This window comes from Halomonas fontilapidosi (genome assembly GCF_014192285.1).
GTDB lineage: Bacteria > Pseudomonadota > Gammaproteobacteria > Pseudomonadales > Halomonadaceae > Halomonas > Halomonas fontilapidosi.
This window is the reverse complement of record NZ_JACHXQ010000008.1, coordinates 15,728-38,857: the sequence shown is the minus strand read 5'-3', so window position 1 is coordinate 38,857 and position 23,130 is coordinate 15,728. Positions and strand designations below refer to the sequence as shown.

Genomic DNA, 23,130 nt, shown 5'->3' with positions numbered 1-23,130 from the left:
TCCCCGGAGCTTGAGCTGAACATGAAGCATTCACCCGCCTATCACCTCGCTGCCACCGTGCTGCATGGCTTCGACGAGTACCGCTCGCGCTTCAAGCAGATCACCGCGGATGCCAGCCGTCGCTTTCGGGATGCCGCCTGGCGCGAGGCCCAGCAGGCCTCGGCGGAGCGCATCAACCTCTATGACGAGAAGGTCCAGGACACCCTGGCCAGGCTGCGGCGCACCTTCGACGATGACCTGCTGACCCACTGCGAGCACTGGGGTGAAGCACGGCAGCACTATGCCGAGCTGATCGACCAGCGGCTGGACTACGAGCTGGCCGAGACCTTCTTCAACTCGATGTTCTGCTCGTTCTTCCATCACCGGCACATTCACAACGATTGGATGTTCGTCTATAGCTCCCGGGATCAGGCGGCGCATCACTCCGGCCTCGAGCTGTGTCGCCGGCAGCGGGTGGGCGGTGATTGGGCGGCAGGGTTGCGCTGGGCGCTGGGCGAGGGACGCTTCGAGACCCCCTTCGTCGATCTCGCGCGGGATGCGGCGCTGGGCAGCGACATGCTCCAGCGGCTGCTGCCCGCGGCCATCCGCGAGGATCCCGAGGCAGAGATCGAGCTGATCAAGAGCGTCTTCTACCGCAACAAGGGCGCCTACCTGGTCGGACGGGTGCTGGGCGGTGGCCAGCAGGTGCCGCTGGTGCTGCCGGTCTTGCATGCGAAAGGCGAGGGGTTGCACCTGGACACCGTGCTGATCGAGCCCGACGAGGTTTCGATCATCTTCTCCTTCACCCGGGCCTACTTCCAGGTGAAGGTAGTGGTGCCCAGCGAGTTCGTGCACTACCTCCAGGAACTGATGCCCGACAAGCCCCAGGGGGAGCTGTATGCCGCCATCGGCTTCTTCAAGCATGGCAAGACCGAGTTCTTTCGCGCCCTCAATCGCCAGGTGGCACGCCGCGAGGACAGGTTCGTCATCGCCCCCGGGGTTCGCGGCATGGTCATGGCGGTCTTCGTGCTGCCCTCCTTCCGCACCGTGTTCAAGATCATTAAGGACCGTTTCGACCCCAGCAAGGACATGTCGCGCGAGAACGTCCGCGAGAAGTACCGCCTCGTCAAGCGTCACGACCGGGTGGGGCGCATGGCCGACACCCAGGAGTTCTCCAACTTCATTGCCCGCCAGGACCACTTCGACCCCGACTGCCTGGCGCACCTGCTGGAGGTGGCGCCCTCCACCGTCTATCTGCGCGGCGACAAGGTGATCATCAAGCACTGCTACACCGAGCGCATGATGACCCCGCTTAACCTCTACCTCGAGCAGTGCGACGCGGACGAGGCGCGCGCGGTGCTCAAGGACTATGGCAACGCCATCAAGCAGATGGCCGCCGCCAATATCTTCCCCGGCGACATGCTGCTCAAGAACTTCGGGGTAACCCGCCACGGCCGGGTGGTGTTCTACGATTATGATGAGATTTGCTATCTCACCGAGTGCAACTTCCGGCATATCCCGGAGCCGATGTACCCGGAGCAGGAGCTTGCCGACGAGCCTTGGTACTCGGTGGGGCCCAATGATATTTTTCCCGAGGAATTCGGGCCTTTCCTGTTCGCCGACGTCAGGTTGCGCAAGCTGTTCTATCAGCTGCACCCGGAGCTGTTCGATGCCGACTACTGGAAAGGGCTGCAGCAGGCGATCCTCGATGGCCGCGTGATCGACGTCTATCCCTATCGCAACAAGCGTCGCTTCGCCGGTGAGGACGATAACGGTCTGACATACTGATGGCGACGAGAGACTCCCAGCAAGCATGAGGCGGCCCATGGGTGAACCGAGACGCCCCCACCTGGTGGTCTTCACCGGTGCCGGCATCAGCGCCGAGAGCGGTATCCAGACCTTCCGCGCCAGCGATGGCCTGTGGGCGGACCACCCGGTCGAGGAGGTCGCCACGCCTCAAGCCTGGCGGCGGAACCCCGAGCGCGTCCTGCGCTTCTACGACCAGCGTCGCGAGCAGGTGCGCCGCGCGCGCCCCAATGCGGCCCACAAGGCCCTGGCGGCGCTGGAGAAGCAGGGCTTCCGGGTCAGCATCATCACCCAGAACGTCGATGACCTGCATGAGCGCGCCGGGTCGCGCCAGGTGCTGCACCTGCATGGCGAGATCCTCAAGGCGCGTTCCTCGGTCGACCCGCGCATGCACTACCCGCTGCCCCGTGGCGGTATTCGACTGGGGGACATCTGTGACAAGGGCAGCCAGCTGCGCCCGGACGTGGTGTGGTTCGGCGAGAGCGTGCCGCACTTCGCCGAGGCCTGCGAGATTGCCGCCCAGGCCGATCTGTTGCTGGTGGTGGGCACCTCGCTCGCGGTCATGCCGGCGGCCTCGTTGCTCGAGCATGCCCCTCTGGACGCCCCCTGCATACTGGTCGACCCCGAGGCCGATGATCTGGCACCGCCGGGTGTGACCCGCCTGGGTCAGCCGGCGGGGAAAGGCGTGCCGGCACTGGTGCGCCACTGGAAGCGTGAAGGGCGGCTGTGGCTGCCGGAGACGGTGCTCGAGTAAGCGCGTTCGCAATGACGAAAGATGAGGCTTGTCCCCAGATCAGCCCCGAGCGATGAGCGCTATCTGCGATAGCCCTGCTGCGCTAGCCCTGCGAGTAGAGTAGGCGGGCAGCAAGGCGCGCGAGGCCTATGCTAGAATGCCGCCCCTTTCGGCTCCCGGACCATGGCATACATGCAGGACGACACCCTCCACGACGGCGTCATCGAGCGCGACCCCGCGACCGGGCATCCGCGGCCCCCGCGTCGCGAGTTCAAGGCCCGGGGCAGCTTCGTCACCCGCTGTGAGAGCTGCAATTTGCCGCTGCTCAACTGCCTCTGTCCCTATCGGGTCACCGCCACCAGCGAGGCGAGGGTGTGGCTGATCACTCACCCGCTGGAGCACCACAAGCCCACCAATACCGGGCGGCTGATCGGCGACGTCCTGCCCGACACCGAGGTCTTCACCTGGTACCGCACGGCCCCTGACGAGCGGCTGCTGGCGTTGCTCGAGGACAGGCGCTTCGCGCCCTTCGTGATCTTTCCGGATGACCAGCCGGACTATGCCGACCGGGTGGTGGGCATGGAGTCGGTGACGGCGGCAACAGAGGAGAACAGGACCCCGGTCTTTATCATCCTCGACGGGACCTGGCGGCAGGCCCGGCGGATCTTTCGCAAGAGTCCCTACCTCGACCGCTTGCCGGTGCTGCCACTGGCCACCGAGCGGCTTACCCGCTACCGGTTGCGCAAGCCGGCCTCCGCCGCCCACCTCTGTACCGCCGAGGTCGCCACCGAGCTGCTGCGGCAGGCCGGAGACGCCCAGGCAGCCGACGTGCTCGACGACTATTTCGACGCCTTCAACGACAGCTACGCCGCCAGTCGACGCCACAGCAAGCTCGAGGTGCCGACGGCAGCGATGCGGCGCCTACTGGAACGTGCGCGTCGCTGAGCCCGCACCCTTGCCTCGCCCGCCGTGCGGAGGCTCACTTCTCGTGCTTGCTCAGGATCCAGTCGACCAGTTGCCCGGCCTCCTCCTCGCTGACCTCGGCACGCTCGTCGGACTCCGGCATGGTCGCCGATCCCCAGTGATCTTCGCCCCCCGTCATCACGACATCGACCAGGTAGCCTCTCATTTCGCTCCCAGCGTACTTGGCGGCGATGCTGTTGAAGCCCGGCGCCCGCGGGGTGTCATCGTCGCTGGCGTGGCAGCTCAGGCACTGTTTCTCCTCTGCCAGCTTTTGCATGTCGCCATGCATGTCGGCAGACACAGGAAAGGCGCCCAGCAACAGGCTGGTCAGCGCCATGGATGCAATGGCTGTTTTCATCTCCTCGCTCCCCTCTAGTGCGCCCGGAGACCTTCATCCGGATGCTTGCCATGGTGGGTCGTCAAAAACACTGCAACCACAATGCTCAGGGATCGATGCGATAAGCGTTGCAGCTGCTTTGAACATAGCCCGGCGATCACACCATGGCCATGGTGTGGGCTCTGCTTTTTCTCATGTCGACGCCCGCCACTGTCTGGATTGCGAGCACTAGGGGCGGTGGCGGGCACCGTCACGGCGCTCGCCCTTGCGGGGGCGGTCAGCCGCCGAACAGCGCCCCGGCGATGCGGAAGCCGGCGATCCAGGTCCCGGCGGCGGAGCCGAGCGTGGCGGTCAGGAAGACCAGCAGGGTGCGCGAGACCCGGTTGCGCCACCAACCCTTGAGCTCAGTGACGTCGTGGCGCAGGGTCGAGAAGTCCCGCACCTTGGGCTTGCGCATCCACAGCTCCACCCCGGCGGCAACGAAGCCGGCGCCGATGGTGGGGTTGAGCGAGGTCAGCGGGGCGGCAACGAAGGTCGCCGCCACCGTGACGGGGTGCGCGAGAGCCGCTAGCGTTGCAGCCCCGGAGAGCACGCCGTTGATCAAAAACCATTCCCCGACCAGCTGCCAGCCCAGCTGGGTGTTGCGCGAGAAGCCGATAGCGAAGCCGGTCAGCACCAGCAGCGTGATCACCCAGGGCAGCGCTCGCCAGATCCGCGAGGGCGGCGGGGTCACCTCGAGCTGCTCACGTTCCGGCGTGGGGTCGGCGGGCAGCGGCTGAGCCAGTTGCTCGGCCATGCCCTTCATGTGGCCGGCACCGATCACCACCAGCACGTGGCGATAGCGCCCGGGGCCGGCGTCCTCTGCCAGGCGCAGCACCATGTAGCGGTCGCGTTCGCTGATCAGCGGCATATAGAGGGAGGCGGACTCGGCGGCGAATTCGCTGAAGGTGGACTCCAGGACGTCGCCCTCCTTGAGCCGTTCGATCTCCTCGGCGGAGACCTGCTGGCGCGACAGCACGCTGCCCAATAGCCCGGAGAGCAGCGAGAAGCGTTGCCACCAGGGCACGTTGTGATAGATGCGCTTTAGGGTGATGCCCACGTCACGGTCGATCAGCAGCAGCGGCAGGTCGGCCTCGCGGCTCTCTTCCAGGGCGGCTCGCATCTCGGCTCCGGGTTCGATACCGGACTGCTCGGCCACGCGCTGCTGGAAGGCGCCCAGCGCCAGGCTGGCCGCCACCATGCCGGCCTTGCCCTGGCGAAAGATCTGGAACAGGTCCTGCTCGCCCATGGCATCAGGGTTGGTGAGGCTGTGGTGGCGCGAGTCGCACAGTTCGATGGCCACGGCGTCGAAATCGCCGGAGCGGATCAACGCACGTACGTCCGCGGCGCTCTCCGACGACACATGGGCGGTGCCCAGCAGCGTATAGCGGGTCTCGCCCACCTGCAGAACCTGGCGAGGGCCGCTGGTGGTATCGCTCTGGCGAGCGGGGGTCACGGAGTCCTGGGAGTCGGTCATGGACGCTCGAGCAGTAGGAGTGAAAGGCGATTATCCACGAAGCCAGCCGGCGGGCAACCCCGCCGCGATGCTTGCTGGGGTTGGCTACTTGCGCCAGAAGGCCGGGGTGAACAGCACCAGCACGGTGAAGATCTCCAGGCGACCGAGCAGCATGGCCATGACCAGGATCCACTTGGCCAGCACGGGCAGTTCGCCGTAGTGGGCGGAGGCCTCGCCCAGCGCCGGCCCCAGGTTATTGAGGGCCGAGCCCACCGAGGACCACGCCGTGACCTGGTCTACCCCGGTGGCCATCACCCCCACCAGCATCAGGAAGAACAGCATCACGTAGGCAGAGAAGAATCCCCACACCGCCTGGGCGATGCCATCCGGCACGCTGACCTTGCCGATCTTCACCGTGATCACCGCATTGGGGTGGATCAGGCGCATCACCTCGCGCATGCCCTGCTTGAGGATCAGGATGATGCGGATCACTTTCATGCCACCCCCGGTCGAGCCCGAACAGCCGCCGACGAAAGCCGCGACGAACAGCAGGAACGGCAGGGCACCGGGCCAGGTGGAGAAATCGGCCACGGCGAAGCCGGCGGTGGTGGCCACCGAGACGACCTCGAACAGGGCATGACGCAGTCCACGCTCGGTGCCATAGGTGCCGGTCAGCCACAGCGAGATCACCGTGATCACCGTCAGGCCAAGCAGGAAGAGCATCAGGAAACGTGCTTCCGGGTCCTGGAAGTAGTGCGTGATGCTGCGCTGGCGCCAGGCCAGAAAGTGCAGGCTGAAGCTCACCGCGGAGACCAGCAGGAAGAAAACGCAGATCATCTCGATGGTGGCGCTGTCGAAATGGCCGATGCTGGCGTCGTAGGTGGAGAAGCCGCCGATGGCCACGGTGGAGAAACTGTGGCCGAGAGCATCGAACCAGTCCATGCCGGCCGCCATGTAGGCCAGCATGCAGGTCAGGGTCAGGGTGGCGTAGATGTACCAGAGGGCCTTGGCCGTCTCGGTGATCCGCGGGGTGAGCTTGGAGTCCTTCAGCGGGCCCGGGATCTCGGTGCGGTAGAGGGCCATGCCGCCGACCCCCAGGGTCGGCAGGATGGCCACGGCGAGGACCACGATCCCCATGCCGCCCAGCCACTGCAGCTGCTGGCGGTAGTAGAGGACAGCCTTGGGCAGGTGTTCGATGCCGGTGATCACCGTGGCACCGGTGGTGGTCAGGCCCGAAAAGGACTCGAAGACGGCGTCCGTCAGGGTCAGGGCCGTGTCCCCGGTGAGCATCAGCGGCAGCGCGCCGAACAGCCCCAGCACGCTCCAGAAAAGCGCCGCGATCAAAAAGCCGTCGCGGGTACGCAGCTCCTTGCGGGCGTGGCGGTTGGGCAGGTACATCACCGCCCCGGTGACCACGGTGATAGCGATGGCCACCGCGAAGGCCTCCCACATGCCGTCGGCGTACAGCAGCGAGATCAGGATCGGCGGCACCATGGTCAGGCTGAACATCATCAGCAGCAGGCCCAGGATGCGCAGGATCATGCGCAGGCTCATCGGTCGCTTCTCCTCGGGTCACCGGGGGTCGTGGGCCGTGCCATCAGAAGAACGTCAACCCGACCTGGAAGAGTCGCTCCACGTCGCGCAGCCGGCGCTTGTCGATCACGAACAGGATGACGTGGTCGCCGGATGCCACCACCACGTCGTCATGGGCGATCAGCACCTCCTTGCCACGCACCACGGCGCCGATGGTGGCCCCCTGGGGCAGGTCGATCTCGCCGATGGGGCGCCCCACCACCTTGGACGACTGGGTGTCGCCGTGGGCGATGGCCTCGATGGCCTCGGCCGCACCGCGCCGCAGCGAGTGGACGTTGACGATGTCGCCGCGCCGCACGTGCGTCAGCAGGCTGCCGATGGTGGCCTGCTGGGGGGAGATGGCGATGTCGATCTCGCCGCCCTGCACCAGGTCCACGTAAGCGGCGTTGTTGATCAGCGTCAGCACCTTCTTGGCGCCCATGCGCTTGGCCAGCATCGACGACATGATGTTGACCTCGTCATCGTTGGTCAGCGCGCAGAAGATGTCACAGTCCTCGATGTTCTCCTCTTCCAGCAGCCGCTTGGCGGTGGCGCTGCCGTGCAGCACCACGGTGCGGTCGAGGCGCTCGGAGAGCTGGGTGCAGCGCTCGAGGTTGTGCTCGATGATCTTGACCTGGTGGCTGTGCTCCAGGTGCTCGGCCAGGCGCTCGCCGATATTGCCGCCGCCGGCGATCATCACCCGGCGGAAGTCGCGATCGAGGCGGCGCAGCTCGCTCATGACCGCGCGGATGTCGCGGCGGGCGGCGATGAAGAAGACCTCGTCGTCGGCCTCGATCACGGTGTCACCACGCGGGATGATCGGCCGGTTCTGGCGATAGATGGCCGCTACCCGGGTATCGACGCTGGGCATGTGACGGCGCAGAAAGCCCAGCTCCTGGCCGACCAGCGGGCCGCCATAGAAGGCCTTTACCGCCACCAGCTGAACCAGGCCGCCGGCGAACTCCAGCACCTGCAGGGCGCCGGGATGCTCGATCAGCCGCCGGATATGGTCGGTGACCACCTGCTCGGGGCTGATCAGCACATCGATGGGTACCGCCTCGTGGGCGAACAGCCCCTTGCGGGTCAGGTAGGCGGTGGCACGCACCCGGGCGATCTTGGTCGGCGTGCGGAACAGGGTGTGGGCCACCTGGCAGGCGATCATGTTGACCTCGTCGGAGTTGGTCACCGCGATCAACATGTCGGCATCCTCGCCACCGGCCTGGCGAAGCACCATGGGGTAGGAGCCGGCCCCGGTCACCGTGCGGATATCCAGGCGCGTATGCAGCTCGCGCAGGCGTTCACCGTCGGTGTCCACCACCGTGATGTCGTTCTCTTCCCGGGCCAGGTGCTCGGCCAGGGTGCCACCTACCTGACCGGCGCCGAGGATAATGATCTTCATGGTCGTTACGTTCCGCTCCGGTCAGACGGCGGGGGATCGAGAGCGGCGCACCTTGTGCGCCGCAGCATGATGTGGCAAGCCTAAACCAGCCGCCGTGAGATGAACAGGTCGTGGCGGGGCTCAGTCCAGGGTAAAGCCGACCTTGAGGGTGACCTGCCAGTGGGCAACCCGCCCATCCTCGATATGGCCACGCGTGTCCGTGACCTCGAACCAGCGCATGCCGTGCAGACTCTCGGACGCCTTGGTCAGGGCGCTCTGGATGGCATCTTCGATGCTCTTCTCCGAGGAGCCGGTCAACTCGATATGCTTGTAGGTATGGTGGCTCATGAAACCTCCAGTGATGGGGAGTGTGATGCCCGCCATCAGGCGGGACGCTTCTCCAGTCTGGCATAGAAGAAGCCGTCTTGGCTGTCGGGCTGCGGCAGCAATTGGCGTCCGGCACCTGCGGCACGGCCCCAGGCCATGTCGGCCGGGGTGGTCGCCACCGCGTCAGGCGTGCGCGACAGGAAGCGGTCGATCTGTTCGGCATTCTCCTCGGGAAGCACCGAACAGGTGGCGTAGAGCAGCGTGCCGCCGGCATGCAGCAGCGGCCACAGGTTGTCGAGCAGCCGGGCCTGGAGTTCGGCCAGCCTGGTGATGTCCGAGGGACGGCGCAGGCGCTTGATGTCGGGGTGGCGGCGGATCACCCCACTGCCGGAGCACGGGGCATCCAGCAGGATGGCATCAAAGGAGGTGCCATCCCACCAGCTGCGCTCGGTGGCGTCCCCCTCGGCCAGCGTGGCACTGAGCCCCAGGCGTGACAATGTATCCTCGACCCGGGCCAGACGTGAGGCATCGCTGTCGACGGCCTGCAGGTCGATGTCGAAGAGCTCCAGCAGGTGGGCGGTCTTGCCGCCCGGAGCACAACAGGCATCCAGTACCCGAGCGCCGGGACGCGGCGCCAGCGAGGGGCCGAGCAGCACGGCCGCGAGTTGGGCGGACTCATCCTGGACGCTCACATGGCCCTCGGCAAAGCCCGGCAGTTTCTCGACATCGCTGGGCACTTCGAGCGTCAGGCCATCCGGCGCATGCGCGCAGAGACGCGCCTGGATGCCCGCGGCGGCGAGGCGGTCCAGGTACATCTCACGGTCGCCATGGCGGCGGTTGATGCGCAGCGTCATGGGGCCTGGCGTATTGTTGGCCTCGCAGATGGCACGCCAGTCATCGGGCCAGGCCTGGCGCAGGGCCTTGAGCCACCAGCGGGGATGCAGCAGCGCCACGGCCGGGTCGCGGTCGACCTCGGCGAGGAGTTCCTCACTCTCGCGCTGCAGACGGCGCAGGCAGCCGTTGAGCACACGGGTGGCCCACTCCTTGCCCAGCAGCCGAGCGGCACCGGCGGTCTCGCTCACGGCGGCATGGGCCGGGATGCGCAGGTAGAGTTGCTGATAAATGCCGAGCAGCAGCAGGGCCTGGATGTCGGCGTCACGGGCCTTGAAGGGCTTGACCAGCAGCTTGCCGGCCAGTGCCTCGAGTCGAGGCAGGGTACGGCAGGTGCCGAAGCACAGGGCCTTGAACAGGGATCGATCGCGGGCCACCACCTGATGGTCGTCGAGGCCGGTGAGCGAGCCCTTGCTGGTGATCACCGGGGCCAGGGCACGGGCGGCGGCAGCCCGCACGGCCAGGCCATTGTCGCGATTGTCCTCGCGGGAGCGGTGCACGGGGGGATCCTGGCTCATGGTGTGGCCTCCTTATCGATGTGTCCCAGTCGGGTGCCGGGCGCGAAGCGCTCGGCGCGGGCCTTGAGCAGTTCGCTCACCGCCAGGGGCTTGCCGCCGGGCAGCTGGGCGCGGGTCACCTCCAGCACCTGATCGCCGGCCTCACCGCAGGCGATGCGCATGGCGTCAGCGCCGTGGGCAAGCAGCGTGCCAGGTGGCACCGGGACCTCGCCCGCGGAGGGCAAGCCAGTGCGTGCCATCAGCAGGCGCAGGCGGTCACCCTCCAGGGCGCACCAGGCGACCGGCCAGGGGTTGAAGGCGCGGATTCGGGCGGCAAGCTCGACCGCCGGGCGCCGGAAATCGAGTTCCGCCTCGGCCTTGGTGAGCTTGGCGGCATAGGTGACGCCTGTGTCGGGCTGGGGCGTGGCGTCGAGTCCTTCGCCGGCCAGTGAGTCCAGGGCTTCGACGATCGCCTCGCCGCCGAGACGCGCCAGGCGGTCGTGGAGTTCGCCACTGGTGGTGGTAGCGGAGATCGGCGTACGCTTGACCAGCAGCATGTCGCCGGTGTCGAGGCCCGCGTCCATCTGCATGATGGTCACGCCGCTCTCCTTATCGCCCGCCTCGATCGCTCGCTGGATGGGTGCCGCCCCGCGCCAGCGCGGCAGCAGCGAGGCATGCACGTTGAGACAGCCCAGTGGCGGGGTCTCGAGCACGGCGCGGGGCAAGATCAAGCCGTAGGCCACCACCACCATGATGTCCGCGGCGTGGCCGGCGAGCTCCTCCCGTACCTCTGAAGCCTTCAGCGTGGCCGGCTGGAGGACCGGCAGGTCGTGCTTCAGTGCCAGCGCCTTCACCGGGCTCGGGGTCAGCTTGCGACCGCGACCTGCGGGACGGTCGGGCTGGGTATAGACGGCAACGACGTCGTGGTGGCTCGCCAGCAGTGCTGCCAGGCTCTCGGCGGCGAAGTCGGGGGTGCCGGCGAAGATGACGCGCAGGGGTGGGGACATGTTCAGGGCCTTGCCAGTGGGCGATGTCCTTAATGATAACGGAGGTGGCCGAAAACGCGGAAGGCCGACACGTCGGTGTCGGCCTTCATGGGACGGCGTTACGCTGGGATCGGCAATGGGTCAGGCGGGCTGCATCTGCCGGTGGCGCTTCTGCATCTTCTTCATCACCCGGTCGCGCTTGAGCACGGAGAGGTAGTCAACGAACAGCACCCCCTCGAGGTGATCATATTCGTGCTGGATGCAGTGAGCGAGCAGGCCATCGGCCTCCAGCTCATAGGGCTGGCCGTCGCGGTCCAGCGCCTCGAGGTGCACCCTCAGGGCACGGGGAACATCGGCATAGTATTCGGGTATCGACAGGCAGCCTTCCTGCATCGGCTCACGTTCGTCACCGATGGGCGTGAATGTCGGGTTGATCAGTACCAGCGGGCGTGACTGATCGTCGCTGACGTCCATGACGATGACCCGGCGGTGAATGTCTACCTGAGTCGCGGCCAGTCCGATGCCGCGCGCGTCGTACATGGTCTCGAGCATGTCATCGACCAGTCGGCGCACCTCGTCGTCAACCGTCTCGACCGGCGTCGCGATCGTGCGCAGCCGCTCGTCGGGAAATTCGAGGATGGGTAATTTGGCCATGGCGTTGGAATCACCGTTATGCTGTCATTTACAGGATGACACTATTCTAGAAGTACGCGCTTGATGGCGAAACTGCCAGGTGCGCATCATTTCAATAGTATCTGACTATACCACGTCGCCGTCGTTCCTTGGCGTCGGGCGTGTGGCCAGCAACGTGGGGGAAAGCAGGGATGGGACAGACAGCATGCGCCTTGGGCTGGCGCCAACGACTGAAAGGCGGGCTCTCTTCCCTGCTGGTGGGCGCTGCCCTGGGTCTTGCCAGCACCCTGGCCCAGGCCCAGGGACTCTCCTGGGAAGATGGCTTGCAAGGCGACGCGCCGGATCGCTACACGGTGGTAAAGGGGGACACCCTCTGGGACATCTCGGGACGTTTCCTGCAGCATCCGTGGCAGTGGCCCGAGGTGTGGCAGGTCAATCCTCAGATCAAGAACCCGCACCTGATCTATCCCGGCGACGTCGTCTACCTGTATGACTGCAACGGGCGTCCCTGCCTGGGCCTCGAGCGTGGCCAGGGCATCGTCCGGCTGTCACCGGAGGTTCGCACCACTCCACACCGCGAGGCCATCGAGCCGATTCCCCTGGATACCGTACGCCACTTCCTGCGCGATCATCGCGTGATCGAGGATGCCGAGGCGCTGGACGAGCTGGCCTACGTGGTCGCCGGGGATGATGGTCGTCTGGTCAGCGGTGCCGGCGACCGTCTCTACGCCCGGGGTCGGGTCGCGGGTGGCGGCCGCTTCGGTATCTATCGAGTGGGTGAGCGCTACGTCGATAGCGCCAGCGGCGAGTCGCTCGGCCTTGAACTGGAGAGTGTCGGTCAGGCGCGCCGCCTGCGTCAGGAGGATGACATTGCGGTGCTGGAGGTGACCTCTGCCAGTCAGGAGGTGCGCAACGACGACATCGTGCTGCCGCTCGAGGATCGCCGGCTGGTCACCGAGTTTCTGCCCCGGGCTCCCGACCGGGAGATCGATGGGCGTATCCTGGCGGTGCCCGGCGGTGTGCGTTTCATCGGCCGCCTGCAGGTGGTGGCGCTCGACCGTGGCCGTCGCGACGGCCTGAAGGCGGGCCATGTGCTGATGGTCGAGCAGCGCGGCGAGCTGGTCAGTGACCCGCGTACCGGCGAGGCCCTGCGCCTGCCCGGCGAAGATGCCGGCCTGGTGATGGTCTTCCGTCCCTACGAAAAGATGAGCTATGGCCTGGTGATGCAGGCCCGTCGCACGCTCTCCGTGGGCGATCGCATCCATAGCCCCGAGCGGCTGCTGGACACGGCGCTGCGCTAGGGCGGGACCCTGACGGTGCAGGCGCGGGAATGGCTGGCGCTCGTCCGGTTACCGGGCATGGGAGCCGCGCGCCTGGCCGAACTGACGGCATCGCGACCCGAATGGCCGGGCGGCTGGCTGGCCATACTGCCGCGTGAGGCCGGCATGGCCTTGCGGCTGTGGCTCGACCATCCTGCGCGCAGCCCCCTTTCCACCGAGCTGGCGGCCGACGAGGCCTGGCTCGCTGCCGAGTCGGGCCGGCACCTGCTTCACCCCGACCATCCGGCCTGGCCGACACTGCTTGGGCAGATTGCCGATCCGCCGCCGGTGCTGTGGGCGCTGGGCGACCTCGGTGCCCTTGGCCCGCCGCGGCTGGCCATGGTCGGTTCGCGGCGGCCAACCCGCGAGGGGCTCACCAATGCCGCAGGCTTTGCCCGGGAGCTGGCCGAGCGTGGCTGGTGCGTGGTCAGCGGCATGGCGCTGGGCATCGATGCCGCCGCCCAGCAGGCCGCCCTCGACGCCGGTGGTGCAAGCGTTGCGGTGCTCGGCTGCGGGGTGGATGTCGTCTATCCGCCGCGCCATCACCGCCTCTATCGGCGCCTGCAGGAGCCCGGTGGCCTGCTGCTCTCCGAGCATCCGCCGGGCACGCCGGCACGCGCCGGCTTCTTCCCCCGCCGCAACCGTATCGTCACCGGCCTCTCGCTGGGCGTGCTGGTAGTAGAGGCGGCCGAGCGAAGCGGCTCGTTGGTCAGTGCCCGGCTGGCCCTCGAGCAGAACCGTGAGGTCTTTGCCCTGCCCGGATCGATCCATAACCCGACAGCGCGCGGTTGCCTGCAACTCATCCGCGATGGTGCCGTGTTGGTCCGTGACCTGAATGACATCCTCGCAGAACTCAGCCAGTGGGCCGTGGCCGTTTCTGCCGGGCCCGATCCGGCCCCTGCACCCGTCGAGGCGCGCGAGGACTCGTTGCTGCGTTGGCTGAGCGATACGCCTACGCCGGTGGATGCCCTGGTGACGTTGACCGGCCGAGGCGTTGCCGACTGTCAGCGCGGCCTGCTCGAACTGGAGCTGGAAGGCGCCGTGACCCACGCCGCCGGCGGCTGGATACGCCTGCCGGCCCGGCGGGGAGCGTGATAGGATAGCCCTCCGAGGCCGGTCACCCGGCATGTCGCGTTCAGACGAGGAGACCCATGATCGAGGCCAGTGATCTTGAGCAGGCCCTAGACGCCCTGCGTGCGGGAGGCGTGATCGCGTATCCCACCGAGGCCGTCTGGGGCCTGGGGTGCGACCCCGATGACGACCGGGCACTGACACGCCTGCTGCGCCTCAAGGGCCGGGAGCCTGCCAAGGGCATGATCCTGGTGGCGGCCAGCATCGGCCAGTTCGCGCCCTGGCTCGAGGGGTTGCCCATGGCGTTGCATGCCCCGCTGGTGGCCAGCTGGCCGGGCCCCACGACCTGGCTGGTCCCCGACAACGGACGCGCCCACCGCCTGGTGCGCGGCGACCACGACCGGGTCGCGCTGCGGGTCTCCGACCACCCGCTTGTCGTGTCACTTTGCGAAGCCTTCGGTGGCCCCGTGGTCTCGACCTCGGCCAACCGTGCCGGGGAGCCGCCGGCAATCAGTGCCGACCAGGTCCTCGCGACCTTCGGTGCCGACCTCGATGCCGTCCTCGACGGCCCGCTGGGCGGCCTCGAACGCCCCAGTACCATCCGCGACCTGGTCACCGGCCGGGTGCTGCGTTCCTGACGCGCTCGCTTTCCCGCCAATCCTCTTCCAGCCCAGGAGGCCCCGTTGGCCCACGCCAATCTCGATGACGTCAAGACCTACCTGCTCGACCTCCAGGAGCGCCTCTGTACGGCCCTGGCCGCCGAGGATGGCGGCCGCTTCCGCGAGGACGCCTGGGACCGGCCCGAGGGTGGCGGCGGCCGCTCACGGGTGATCGAGCACGGCCGGCTCTTCGAGAAGGGCGGCGTGAACTTCTCCCACGTGTTCGGCGAGCGCCTGCCGCCCTCGGCCACGGCGGCACGGCCGGAGCTCGTCGGGCGCAGCTTCCATGCGGTGGGGGTCTCCTGGGTGCTGCACCCGGAGAACCCCCATGTGCCCACCAGCCATGGCAACGTGCGCTTCATCATCGCCGAAAAGGCGGGGGAAGCCCCCGTCTGGTGGTTCGGCGGCGGCTTCGACCTGACCCCCTTCTACCCGGTGCACGAGGATGTCGTGCACTGGCACCGCGTGGCCCGCGATGCCTGCGCGCCCTTCGGCGACGAGGTCTACCCTCGCTACAAGGCCTGGTGCGACGACTACTTCTATCTCAAGCATCGCGCCGAGACCCGCGGTATCGGCGGGCTCTTCTTCGATGACCTCAACGAGGGCGGCTTTGCGCAGTGCTTCGCCTTTCAGCGCGCCGTGGGCGACGCCTTCCTCGACGCCTACCTGCCCATCGTACGGCGGCGTCGTGATATACCCTGGAGCGAGCGCGAGCGTGACTTCCAGCTCTATCGTCGTGGACGCTACGTGGAGTTCAACCTGGTGTGGGACCGCGGCACCCTCTTCGGTCTGCAGAGCGGCGGACGCAGTGAATCGATCCTGATGTCGCTGCCGCCCCTGGTGCGCTGGGAATACGACTGGCACCCCGAGCCGGGTAGCCCCGAGGCTCGGCTCTATGAGGACTACCTGCGGCCCCGCGACTGGCTCGGCGAGCCGCAAGAGGAGGGAGGAGCATGACCGATCGCTACTGCGTCTTTGGCCACCCGGTCGGCCATTCGAAGTCGCCGGCCATTCATGCCGCCTTTGCTGGCCAGACCGGTGATGACATCGAGTATGTCGCGATCGAGGCGCCACTGGACGACTTCGCCGGCGCCTGGCGGCGCTTCGTGTCCGAAGGCGGTCGCGGCGCCAACGTCACCGTGCCCTTCAAGGAAGAGGCCTTTCGCCTCTGCGATACCCTCAGCCTGCGTGGTCGGCGAGCCGGAGCGGTGAACACCCTGATCCTGGGCGGCAACGGCCTGAGCAACGATTTCAAGGTCTATGGCGACACCACCGACGGGGTAGGCCTGGTGCGTGATCTCAGGCGCCATGGCGTGGAACTGGCCGGGGCGCGGATCCTGGTGCTGGGCGCCGGCGGTGCGGTGCGCGGTGTGCTGGAGCCGCTGCTGGTCGAAGGACCGGTGAGCGTGCGAGTGGCCAACCGCACGGCAGCCAAGGCCGAGGTCCTGGCTGCCGACTTCCGCGACCTGGGCGAGATCGCCGGCGGTGGCTTCGACGCCGTGGAAGGGCCCTATGACCTGGTGATCAACGGCACGAGCGCGAGCCTTGCCGGTGACCTGCCGCCGCTGCCCGACGACCTCTTTGCGCCGGAGGCCACCGCCCACGACATGATGTACGGCGCCGAGCCCACGGTCTTCCTGCGCTGGGCCGCCGAGCGCGGCGCACACACCGTGGATGGCTTGGGGATGCTGGTCGAGCAGGCGGCGGAGTCGTTCTTCCAGTGGCGCGGCAGGCGCCCCGATACTGCGCCTGTGCTGGAGATGCTCAGGCAGGCGCTTTAAGAAAGTGTGATCGACGGCCGGTGGCCCTCAGCGCTTTTTGACGTACAGCCCCACCATGCACAGCGCCACGCCTGCCACCGAGGTCAGCATGCCACCGTTGACCAGCCAGGGATGACGGTCGACCCAGGGCACGAAGGGCTGGGCCGTGTCGCGGCAGACACCGGCTCGGTAGTCCCAGTGTCCCTCCTGAACGAGCAGGCAGTCGCGGACGTCACTCAGTTCCATGAAGTAGGCGCCCATCAGCACCAAGATGGGCAGTATCAGCAGCAGTAGTCCGAGTTTCAGCATGCGAATCGAGCCTGTCGTCAGGGGCGTGGGCAGTTGGGCGTGCGGCCGGCGTTGCGGGCGCGTTCGTAGCGGGCCATGGCGTTGCCCATGGCCGCTTCCAGGCCGCCGATGCGCTGACCGTGACTGGGGTGGGTGGACATCCAGGCGGGTGGCCGAGCACCGCTCCCGGCGGCGCCCATGTTGTTCCATAGGGCAATGCTGGCACGCGGGTCGAAGCCGGCTTCGGCCATCAGGTCAAGACCCAGGGTGTCAGCCTCGCTCTCGTGACGCCGCGAGAAGGGCAGCAGGATGCCATACTGGGCGCCCATGCCCAGCGCCGCCATCATGGTCTCGCCGCCGGCGCCCTGCATGCCGGAGGCGGAGGAGATCACCGAGAGGCCCAGCTGGGTCGCCGTCTGAGTGGAGGCGCGCTCGTTGGCGTGACGGGCCAGCACATGGGCGATCTCATGGCCGATCACCGCCGCGAGCTGGTGCTGATTCTCGGCGATATCGAGCAGGCCGGTATTGATGCCCACGTAGCCACCCGGCAGCGCGAAGGCATTGGCCTGCTCGGACTGAAATACCCTGACTTGCCAGTTCTGGTTGCGCTCCCGCTCGGGCAGGGCGCGGACCACGGCCTCGGTCACACACTGCACGTAGCGCAGCGGGGCGCCGCCGACGGTCGGCAGCTCCTGCTGATACTGAGCAAAGGCCCGGGCCCCCATCTGGTCGAGCTGCGCGTCGGACATCAGGGTCAGCTGCGAGCGTCCGGTGGGCGAGGTGGTACAGGCGGCGAGGCTGACGCTCAGGGCGCCAACGGCGAGCAAATGGGTCCAGCGCATGGAGAGCTCCTGTCGGTTCCAGATCACTGAGACTCTGGACGGGGCGTCGAGGTTCGCCACAAGATACCCCGACGGTGGATCAGGTCAACCGCGAAACATGGATACCCGGAGGAAGCCCCATGGACGCCGAGCTGTCGCGTCGTTTGCTCAAGCTGCTGGATCACGTCGAACACTGGCTGCCGCCTCCGCCGGTGGAGGTGGACTGGGAGCGCGATGTCGCCGCCCTCTGGCAGCGCCATGCGCTGGGCGGGCGGCTGCTGCCTGTCCCGCCCCGCGATGCTCTTTCGCTTGATGACCTGCTGGGCATCGAGCGCCAGAAGCTGGCGCTAGTCGACAACACCCGTGCCTTCCTGCATGGGCATCCGGCCAACCATGCCCTGCTATGGGGATCGCGAGGCAGTGGCAAGTCGTCGTTGATCCGTGCGCTGCTCAATAGCCTGTCGGATGAGGGGCTGCGCCTGGTGCAGGTGGATCGTCACGACCTCTCGGCGCTGCCGATGCTGGTGGAGCAGCTGCGCCCCCAACGTCAGCGCTTCGTTGTCTACTGCGATGACCTCTCCTTCGAGGGACACGACGATGCCTACAAGGCGCTGAAGAGCGTGCTCGACGGGGCCCTGACCGGGCCGCCGCCCAACGTGCTGCTCTACGCCACCTCCAACCGTCGCCACCTGCTACCGGAGACGATGAGCGACAACGAGGGATCGCGGCTGGTAGGCGACGAGCTCCATCACGGCGATGCCGTGGAGGAGAAGATCTCGCTCTCCGACCGCTTTGGCTTGTGGCTGGGCTTCCACCCCTTCAACCAGGATGTCTACCTCGAGGCCTGCTGCCATTGGGTCAGTCAGCTGGGCCATCGCGAGGACTGGAACGCCGAAGCGCGAGCGGAGGCGATCCGCTTCGCCACCCTGCGCGGCGGCCGCAGCGGTCGCGGCGCCTGGCAGTTCGCCACTCAATGGGTGGGCAAGCGTCGGCTGCACGGCAGCTAGCTACCGCAGCGCCGTCAAGACGGGACGAGCACGCTAGCGGCGGCTCTTGCGCGCTTCCTTGGTGCGGCCCAGCTCGCGCTTCTTGGCCTTTTCGCGATCGCTGGCGCCGGCCAGCTGGTCGTAGGGGTTCTCCCCCGAGCGGAACTCGAAGCGCATCGGCGTGCCGCGCACCTTGAGCACCTTGCGGAAGGTGTTGGTCAGGTAGCGCTTGTAAGCCTCGGGCAGCGAGCCGGTCTGGTTGCCGTGGACCACGATGATCGGCGGATTGCTGCCGCCTTGGTGGGCCATGCGCAGCTTGATGCGTCGCCCACGCACCAGCGGCGGCTGATGGGCCTCCACGGCATCCTGGAGGATGGTGGTCAGTCGATTGGTGGACCAGTGGGCGTTGGCCGAGGCGAAGGCGCGCTCCAGCGACGGGTAAAGATCCCCCACGCCGGTGCCGTGCAGCGCCGAGATAAAGTGCAGGTCGGCATAGTCGGCAAAGCCCAGGCGGCGCTTGATCTCGGCGCGCATCGACTCCTTGGCCTCATGCTCCAGGCCGTCCCACTTGTTGACCGCCAGCACCAGGGCACGCCCGCTGGTCAGCACGTAGTCCAGCAGGTGCAGGTCCTGCTCCACCAGGCCGCTGCGGGCATCCAGCACCACGATGGCCACGTGGCACTCCTTGATCGCCTCCAGGGTCTTGATGATCGAGAACTTCTCGGCCACCTCGCGGACATTCTTGCGCCGCCTGACCCCGGCGGTGTCGACCAGCACATAGGGCTTGCCGCGCCGCTCGAAGGGGATCTCGATGGCGTCGCGGGTGGTGCCGGCCTCGTCGAAGACCACCACCCGCTCCTCGCCGAGCAGGCGGTTCACCAGGGTTGACTTGCCCACGTTGGGGCGACCGATCACGCCGATGCGGATGCCCTTGGTGCCTGTGTCCGCGGGAATGCTCTCGTCGCGCGCGGGGAAGGGCTCGAGCACCTCCTCGATCAGCGCGGTCACGTTGCGACCATGGGCCGCGGCAACGGGGTGCGGGTCGCCGAGCCCCAACTGCCAGAAGTCGGCCATGGCGCTGTGCTCTTCCAGGCCGTCGACCTTGTTGACCACCAGCCAGGTCTTCTTCTGGTTGACCCGCAGGTGGTTGGCGATGGCCTCGTCGGCGACGTTCAGCCCGGCGCGGGCATCGACCAGGAACAGCACGATATCGGCCTCATCGATGGCGACCAGCGACTGCTCGGCCATGGCCGCATCGATACCCTCCTCGTCACCGCTGATGCCGCCGGTATCGATCACGGTGTAGGCCTTGTCACCGAGCATGCCGTTGCCGTACTTGCGGTCGCGGGTCAGTCCCGGGAAATCCGCCACCAGGGCGTCCCGCGAGCGCGTCAGGCGGTTGAAGAGCGTCGACTTGCCGACGTTGGGGCGGCCGACCAGGGCGATCACCGGCGTCATTGACGAAGCTCCAGCGCTTCCAGGGTGCCGTCGTTGGCCAGCGCGTAGATGCGCCGGCGGTCGGTCAGCGGCCGCACGCCGATGCCCGAGCCATCGACGCGGGTACGGCCGACGATCTCGCCCGCGCGGGCATCGATCAGGTGCAGGTAGCCCTCGACATCGCCCACCACCAGGTGGTCGGTGGCAAAGGCCGGCGCGGTGAGCGAGCGCCCTTCGAGGGCCTCGTTGCGCCAGATCTCGTTGCCGGACCCGGCATCCACGGCGATGACGTGGCTGGCCTCGTCGACCACGAACAGGTAGTCCCCCACCAGGATCGGGGTGTGGTAGCTGGAGAGCTCTCGTGACCACTGCACCTCACCGGAGGGGGCATCGAGGGCCGCCAGGCGGCCGTTGTAGCTGGTGACGAAGAGGCGGCCGTCCTGGGTGAGGACCGGCTGACCGGCCAGATCGACCAGGCGCTCGATCTCGCTGCGCCCCTCGGGAATGGCGATGCGACGCTCCCAGAGCGGCTGGCCACTGCGGTTGTCCAGCGTCACCAGGCGGCCGTTGGCAAAGCCGGCGAAGGTCACCGGATCGATCACCGTGGGCGTGCCGGTGCCGCGCAGGGTCAGCGAGGGGCGCGGCCCGCTGTAGACCCAGCGCTCGTCGCCACTCTGGCGATCCAGGGCCGTGACGCTGCCGTCGACGGCCTGGACCACCAGCAGCTGCTGGTTGGCCTGCGGCGCGGCCAGCACCTCGCTGGTGACCCGCGCCCGCCACTGGATCTCGCCGTCGGCCTGGTCCAGGGAGAGGATCTCGCCGTTGCGGGTGGCCAGGAAGAGGCTGCCGGCCACGGCGGTCAGGCCGCTGGAGACCGGCGTGTCGAGCTCCACGTCCCAGCGGCTCTCGCCGCTGTCGGCATCGAGAGCCTCCACCAGGCCACGGCCATCGGCGGCGAACAGGGTGTCACCGTCCTGGGTTGGCGCCACCGGGTAGCCGGCATCACCCAGCCCGTCGCCGACGCGCTCGCGCCACAGGGTCTCCAGCTCGGTGGTGGCCTCCAGCGACTGCAGTTCGCGCGGCGTATATTCGGGCTCGACCTTGCCGGCGCAGCCGGCCAGCAGGGCCAGAGCGGTGGTGGCGGCAATCAGCAGGGTGGGTCTCATAGGGTGGCCTCCTCGGCACCGAGATCGTCCAGCTTGAGCTGGACGCCGTACAGCGGCTGGTCACGTTGATCGGCAAGGGCCAGGGCCTCGCGCCAGGCATCGCGGGCCTGGGCATCGCGTCCCAGGGCATGCTGAGCATTGCCGCGGACGTTGGCGCGCTGGGCGGCCAGGGCCTCGGGCACGCCTTCCAGGGTCGTCAGGGCCGTCTCGGCACTGCCCTCGGCAAGCTGCAGGCGGGCCAGGCGCAGGCGCGCCAGGCCCTCGAGGTAATCGCGTTCGCTGTCCTCGATGACTGCTTCGAGCGCGGAGCGGGCCCGGCTCCGGTCGCCGGCCTCGACGGCCAGGCGGGCATCGAGTAGCCGTGCCAGGTCGGCATAGAGGGTCTGGCCATGCTCGTCGGTGATCTCGCCGACCAGCTCGGTGGCGCGCTGTCGGGCCTGCTCGTTCGAGTTGTCCTGGCCAGTGAGGTCCAGCAACTGCTGGTAGCGCATCGAGGCGGCCTCGGCCTTGTTCGCCTGGTAGTCCTGCCAGGTATTCCAGCCGAACACGCCGGCGGCGGCGATCGCCACGCCAGCGATCAGCGAGGTGCCGTTCTCCTTCCACCAGCGCTTGATGGCTTCCAGCTGTTCTTCCTCAGTTCTCAGCTCCGCCACGGGCGGTCTCCTCTCACGCGGTGTCCGTCAGGCGAAGGATTCGCCTGTCAGCAGGGATGTCAGGGTGTCGGCGAGCCCCGTCTGGGGGACGCGCTGCTGTTCGCGCTCCTCGCGAAGGAATTTCAGGGTCACGCTGCCCTCGGCGAGCTCGTCCTCGCCCAGCAGCAGGGCCAGGCGGGCACCGCTGCGGTCGGCTTTCTTCATCCGGCTCTTGAAGCTGCCGCCGCCGCAATGCAGCTGCAGGTGCAGCGCGGGGAGCGCCTCGCGCAGGCGCTCAGCGAGCAGCAGGGCAGCAGGCTCGGTGGCATCGCTCATCGGCAGCAGATAGACGTCCAGTTCACCACGGGCCGCCTCGGGAATCAGGTCCAGCGTGTCGAGCAGCAGGATAAGGCGCTCGATGCCCATGGCGAAGCCCACCGCCGGCACCGGCTTGCCGCCCAGCTGCTCGACCAGGCCATCGAAACGGCCGCCGGCACAGACGGTGCCCTGGCTGCCCAGGGCCGTGGTGGTCCACTCGAAGACGGTGCGCGAGTAATAGTCCAGGCCGCGAACCAGGCGCGGATTGATCACGTAGCTGATGCCGGCGGCGTCGAGCATGGCGGTGAGCCGCTCGAAGTGCGCCTTCGACTCGGCGTCCAGGTGATCCATCAGGCGCGGCGCATCGGCCAGCATGTCGGCCATGGCCGGGTTCTTGGAGTCGAGGATGCGCAGCGGGTTGGTGGACAGCCGCCGGCGGGAATCCTCGTCAAGGACCTCATGGTGCGCCTCGAAGTAGCGAACCAGCGTGTCGCGGTAGGCGGCACGGGCTTGCGGTGAGCCCAGCGAGTTGAGTTCCAGGGTGACCTGGTCGAACAGGCCGAGCTGCTTCCAGAGGCGCGCCGAGAGCAGAATCAGTTCGGCGTCGATGTCCGGACCCTCGAGGCCAAAGGCCTCCACCCCGACCTGGTGGAACTGGCGGTAGCGACCCTTCTGCGGACGTTCGTGGCGAAACATCGGGCCCTGATACCACAGCCGCTGCGTCTGGTTGTGGAGCAGACCATGCTCCATGGCGGCGCGCACGCAGCTTGCCGTGCCCTCGGGGCGCAGGGTCAGGCTGTCACCGTTGCGATCATCGAAGGTGTACATCTCCTTCTCGACGATATCGGTGACCTCGCCGATGGAGCGCTTGAAGAGCGCGGTCTGCTCGACGATCGGCGTGCGGATCTCGGCATAGCCGTAGCGCCGCATCAGCGCCTGGATCTGACGCTCGACATACTGCCACAGCACCGACTGCTCCGGCAGCAGATCGTTCATGCCGCGGATGGCCTGGATCTTCTTCTGGCTTGTCGCGTCGCGACTCGCTTGGGACGTGCTCAATGCTTGCTCCTTGTCTG

The 23,130-nt window shown here is 67.4% G+C and carries 23 protein-coding genes; 9 read left to right on the top strand and 14 right to left on the bottom strand.

Annotated features, from left to right (window positions below; translation table 11 throughout):
* The first annotated feature begins 21 nt into the window (after positions 1-21).
* From aceK to FHR95_RS12040, 3 genes are all read left to right on the top strand, one after another.
* Positions 22-1,767 (top strand): bifunctional isocitrate dehydrogenase kinase/phosphatase, encoded by a 1,746-nt coding sequence (gene aceK, locus FHR95_RS12050; RefSeq protein ID WP_183314558.1) that lies wholly within the window; start codon positions 22-24, stop codon positions 1,765-1,767.
* A 37-nt stretch (positions 1,768-1,804) separates the two neighbouring features.
* On the top strand, positions 1,805-2,539 hold the full coding sequence (locus tag FHR95_RS12045; protein WP_040184093.1) for an SIR2 family NAD-dependent protein deacylase: 735 nt from the start codon (positions 1,805-1,807) through the stop codon (positions 2,537-2,539).
* A gap of 171 nt (positions 2,540-2,710) precedes the next feature.
* Positions 2,711-3,463 (top strand): tRNA-uridine aminocarboxypropyltransferase, encoded by a 753-nt coding sequence (locus tag FHR95_RS12040; RefSeq protein WP_183314557.1) that lies wholly within the window; start codon positions 2,711-2,713, stop codon positions 3,461-3,463.
* Positions 3,464-3,497: 34 nt separating this feature from the next.
* Here the strand turns inward: FHR95_RS12040 and FHR95_RS12035 are convergent, their stop codons facing one another.
* The 8 genes from FHR95_RS12035 to def form a co-directional block, all read right to left on the bottom strand.
* Positions 3,498-3,839 carry a c-type cytochrome gene (locus FHR95_RS12035; RefSeq protein ID WP_052448580.1) on the bottom strand — a complete coding sequence of 114 codons (342 nt, stop codon included), beginning with the start codon at positions 3,837-3,839 and terminating at the stop codon, positions 3,498-3,500.
* A gap of 256 nt (positions 3,840-4,095) precedes the next feature.
* Positions 4,096-5,334 carry a TraB/GumN family protein gene (locus tag FHR95_RS12030; protein WP_183314556.1) on the bottom strand — a complete coding sequence of 413 codons (1,239 nt, stop codon included), beginning with the start codon at positions 5,332-5,334 and terminating at the stop codon, positions 4,096-4,098.
* Positions 5,335-5,418: 84 nt separating this feature from the next.
* Positions 5,419-6,867, bottom strand: coding sequence for a TrkH family potassium uptake protein (locus FHR95_RS12025; RefSeq protein WP_183314555.1), 1,449 nt, complete (start codon positions 6,865-6,867; stop codon positions 5,419-5,421).
* A gap of 43 nt (positions 6,868-6,910) precedes the next feature.
* On the bottom strand, positions 6,911-8,284 hold the full coding sequence (gene trkA, locus FHR95_RS12020; RefSeq protein WP_040184099.1) for a Trk system potassium transporter TrkA: 1,374 nt from the start codon (positions 8,282-8,284) through the stop codon (positions 6,911-6,913).
* A 120-nt stretch (positions 8,285-8,404) separates the two neighbouring features.
* Positions 8,405-8,611 carry a dodecin gene (locus tag FHR95_RS12015; RefSeq protein ID WP_040184101.1) on the bottom strand — a complete coding sequence of 69 codons (207 nt, stop codon included), beginning with the start codon at positions 8,609-8,611 and terminating at the stop codon, positions 8,405-8,407.
* Positions 8,612-8,646: 35 nt separating this feature from the next.
* On the bottom strand, positions 8,647-9,999 hold the full coding sequence (rsmB, locus tag FHR95_RS12010; RefSeq protein ID WP_183314554.1) for a 16S rRNA (cytosine(967)-C(5))-methyltransferase RsmB: 1,353 nt from the start codon (positions 9,997-9,999) through the stop codon (positions 8,647-8,649).
* A complete protein-coding gene (gene fmt, locus FHR95_RS12005; protein ID WP_183314553.1) occupies positions 9,996-10,985 on the bottom strand; it encodes a methionyl-tRNA formyltransferase in 990 nt (329 codons plus the stop codon). Before fmt ends, rsmB begins: the two co-directional genes overlap by 4 nt.
* A 120-nt stretch (positions 10,986-11,105) precedes the next feature.
* Positions 11,106-11,618, bottom strand: a complete 513-nt coding sequence (gene def / locus FHR95_RS12000; RefSeq protein ID WP_040184104.1) for a peptide deformylase — start codon at positions 11,616-11,618, stop codon at positions 11,106-11,108.
* A 170-nt stretch (positions 11,619-11,788) separates the two neighbouring features.
* Between def and FHR95_RS11995 the strand changes: the two genes are divergently transcribed.
* From FHR95_RS11995 to aroE, 5 genes are read left to right on the top strand one after another with little or no spacing between them, the layout of a single operon-like run.
* Positions 11,789-12,898 carry a LysM peptidoglycan-binding domain-containing protein gene (locus FHR95_RS11995; RefSeq protein ID WP_183314552.1) on the top strand — a complete coding sequence of 370 codons (1,110 nt, stop codon included), beginning with the start codon at positions 11,789-11,791 and terminating at the stop codon, positions 12,896-12,898.
* Positions 12,899-12,955: 57 nt separating this feature from the next.
* Complete coding sequence (dprA, locus tag FHR95_RS11990; protein WP_221199320.1) at positions 12,956-14,011, top strand: DNA-processing protein DprA; 1,056 nt, start codon at positions 12,956-12,958, stop codon at positions 14,009-14,011.
* Positions 14,012-14,067: 56 nt separating this feature from the next.
* Complete coding sequence (gene tsaC / locus FHR95_RS11985) at positions 14,068-14,625, top strand: L-threonylcarbamoyladenylate synthase type 1 TsaC (protein WP_040184107.1); 558 nt, start codon at positions 14,068-14,070, stop codon at positions 14,623-14,625.
* Positions 14,626-14,670: 45 nt separating this feature from the next.
* Entirely contained in the window at positions 14,671-15,603 is a 933-nt protein-coding gene (gene hemF / locus FHR95_RS11980) for an oxygen-dependent coproporphyrinogen oxidase (protein WP_183314550.1), read from the top strand.
* The gene (gene aroE, locus FHR95_RS11975) at positions 15,600-16,427 is read left to right on the top strand and encodes a shikimate dehydrogenase (protein ID WP_183314549.1); all 828 of its coding nucleotides are present in this window, start codon (positions 15,600-15,602) and stop codon (positions 16,425-16,427) included. Before hemF ends, aroE begins: the two co-directional genes overlap by 4 nt.
* Positions 16,428-16,454: 27 nt before the next feature.
* Here the strand turns inward: aroE and FHR95_RS11970 are convergent, their stop codons facing one another.
* Together FHR95_RS11970 and FHR95_RS11965 are read right to left on the bottom strand one after the other, a co-directional pair.
* Positions 16,455-16,715, bottom strand: a complete 261-nt coding sequence (locus tag FHR95_RS11970) for a hypothetical protein (protein WP_040184113.1) — start codon at positions 16,713-16,715, stop codon at positions 16,455-16,457.
* 17 nt (positions 16,716-16,732) lie between these two features.
* A complete protein-coding gene (locus FHR95_RS11965; RefSeq protein WP_040184114.1) occupies positions 16,733-17,536 on the bottom strand; it encodes a M48 family metallopeptidase in 804 nt (267 codons plus the stop codon).
* Between the two features lie 119 nt (positions 17,537-17,655).
* On the opposite strand from FHR95_RS11965, the gene FHR95_RS11960 reads away from it, so the two are divergent.
* Positions 17,656-18,522: an ATP-binding protein gene (locus FHR95_RS11960; RefSeq protein ID WP_183314548.1), complete on the top strand. Its 867-nt coding sequence runs from the start codon at positions 17,656-17,658 to the stop codon at positions 18,520-18,522.
* A 33-nt stretch (positions 18,523-18,555) separates the two neighbouring features.
* Here the strand turns inward: FHR95_RS11960 and der are convergent, their stop codons facing one another.
* The 4 genes from der to hisS are packed head-to-tail and all read right to left on the bottom strand — an operon-like array spanning position 18,556 to position 23,113.
* Complete coding sequence (gene der / locus FHR95_RS11955; RefSeq protein WP_040184116.1) at positions 18,556-19,959, bottom strand: ribosome biogenesis GTPase Der; 1,404 nt, start codon at positions 19,957-19,959, stop codon at positions 18,556-18,558.
* On the bottom strand, positions 19,956-21,104 hold the full coding sequence (bamB, locus tag FHR95_RS11950; RefSeq protein WP_183314547.1) for an outer membrane protein assembly factor BamB: 1,149 nt from the start codon (positions 21,102-21,104) through the stop codon (positions 19,956-19,958). The genes der and bamB overlap by 4 nt, the downstream gene beginning before the upstream one ends.
* Positions 21,101-21,757, bottom strand: a complete 657-nt coding sequence (locus FHR95_RS11945) for a tetratricopeptide repeat protein (protein WP_183314546.1) — start codon at positions 21,755-21,757, stop codon at positions 21,101-21,103. Before FHR95_RS11945 ends, bamB begins: the two co-directional genes overlap by 4 nt.
* Positions 21,758-21,784: 27 nt before the next feature.
* On the bottom strand, positions 21,785-23,113 hold the full coding sequence (gene hisS, locus FHR95_RS11940) for a histidine--tRNA ligase (protein WP_281380762.1): 1,329 nt from the start codon (positions 23,111-23,113) through the stop codon (positions 21,785-21,787).
* Positions 23,114-23,130: the final 17 nt, after the last annotated feature.